At 72.6% G+C, this 1447-nt stretch carries 2 protein-coding genes; one reads left to right on the forward strand and one right to left on the reverse strand.

Annotated elements, in window-relative coordinates; genetic code table 11:
- Positions 1-100: 100 nt before the first annotated feature.
- On the reverse strand, positions 101-577 hold the full coding sequence (locus AC13HU_RS37105) for a hypothetical protein (RefSeq protein ID WP_483046403.1): 477 nt from the start codon (positions 575-577) through the stop codon (positions 101-103).
- Positions 578-831: 254 nt separating this feature from the next.
- On the opposite strand from AC13HU_RS37105, the gene def reads away from it, so the two are divergent.
- A complete protein-coding gene (def, locus tag AC13HU_RS37110; protein ID WP_483046404.1) occupies positions 832-1377 on the forward strand; it encodes a peptide deformylase in 546 nt (181 codons plus the stop codon).
- Positions 1378-1447 lie beyond the last annotated feature (70 nt).

Consider the following 1447-nt stretch of genomic DNA (forward strand, 5'->3'; position numbering starts at 1 on the left):
GGGGCGGACCGTCGCCCGTCAGGGCACCCGAGGCCCGGGGGAAGGGGCACCGTCGCCCGTCAGGGCATCCGTCGCCCGGGGAAGGGCGAACCGTCGCCCGTCAGGGCACCCGAGGCCCGGGGAAGGGCGCACCCTGGGCCCGCTCAGGCCCCGTGCCTACGGATTGCACGGGCTGCTCCTCCTCGACGGAGCGAGCCGCAGGCACCGTCGGTGTCGGGTCCTCCGCAGGAGACCGCCGGGACCCGTACCGGCGGTGCACCGCCTGTTTCGTGACCCCCAGCGCAGAGCCCACCGCATCCCAGGAGAACCCGAGCGAGCGGTCGAACTCCACCGCGGCCGTCACCAGGGTTTCCACACTGTCCCGCAACTCCTGGGCGAGCCGGACCGTCGGCGCCGGCGCCCGCCCGTACACCACGAACCCGGCCGAGGGCCCGCTGCGCCGCGGTCGGTAGACGTTCCCGAGCTGGGCGGTCAGGGTCCGCAGCGCGTCCACCTGCCGGCGGACCCGTTCGATGTCCCGCACCAGCAGGTGCAGGCTGGCCCGTGCCTGAGCATCGGGAGTTGCGTGGTCGGGCATCAACAAGCCTCTCCAACCGACGATGACAAGGATCGGGCCGCACGTTCCAGCAGTGTGCGAGCCCGATTTCGGTCAAACTCTCTTGACCAACGCGCCACCGCCCCATGGAGTCACGCCCGACCGGCGTGGCGGCCGCCTCGGGGGCGCGCGTCGTCCGTGTGCACTCCCTGTCGTGAGCCGCCCTAGAATTGACCCCCGCCCGCCGTCCGCCCGTCGTGCGCCCGGCGCCCCGACCGATCCAGGAGACCGAGCCCGTGTCCGTCAAGCCCATCCGCCTGTTCGGCGACCCGGTGCTGCGCATGACGGCGCAGCCGGTCACCACCTTCGACCTCGAACTGCGCAACCTCGTCAAGGACTTGACCGACACCATGCTGGAGGCCCCCGGTGCCGGCCTGGCCGCGCCCCAACTCGGGGTGTCCTTGCGGGTGTTCACCTACAACGTCGAGGGCGAACTCGGCCACCTGATCAACCCCGAACTCACGCTCAGCGATGAGCGGCAGGACGGCCCCGAGGGCTGCCTGTCGCTGCCCGGCCTCACCTACGACTGCGAGCGCGCGTACGGCGTCGTGGCCCGGGGCTTCAACATGTACGGCGACCCGGTCACCCTCGACGGCACCCAGCGGCTGGCCCGCTGCATCCAGCACGAGACGGACCACCTCGACGGCATCATCTTCGTCGACCGGCTCGACGCCGAGCAGCGCAAGGCGGCGATGAAGGCGATCCGTGAGGCCGAATGGGGCGCGCAGGGCGCCCCGCAGGTGAAGATCTCGCCGCACGACACGTTCGGCCGCGCCCTGTGAGCTGTGCGGCCGCACCCCGTGCCCCCGCCGGCCGTGCCGGGCCCCGCCGAGCCGCCGCCCACCGAGAGGG

The sequence above is a fragment of the Streptomyces sp. NH27 genome (assembly GCF_056859195.1).

Coding starts and splice junctions, on each gene's coding strand:
- AC13HU_RS37105 (WP_483046403.1), bottom strand. CDS start 577: ATGCCCGACCACGCAACTCCCGATGCTCAGGCACGGGCCAGCCTGCAC.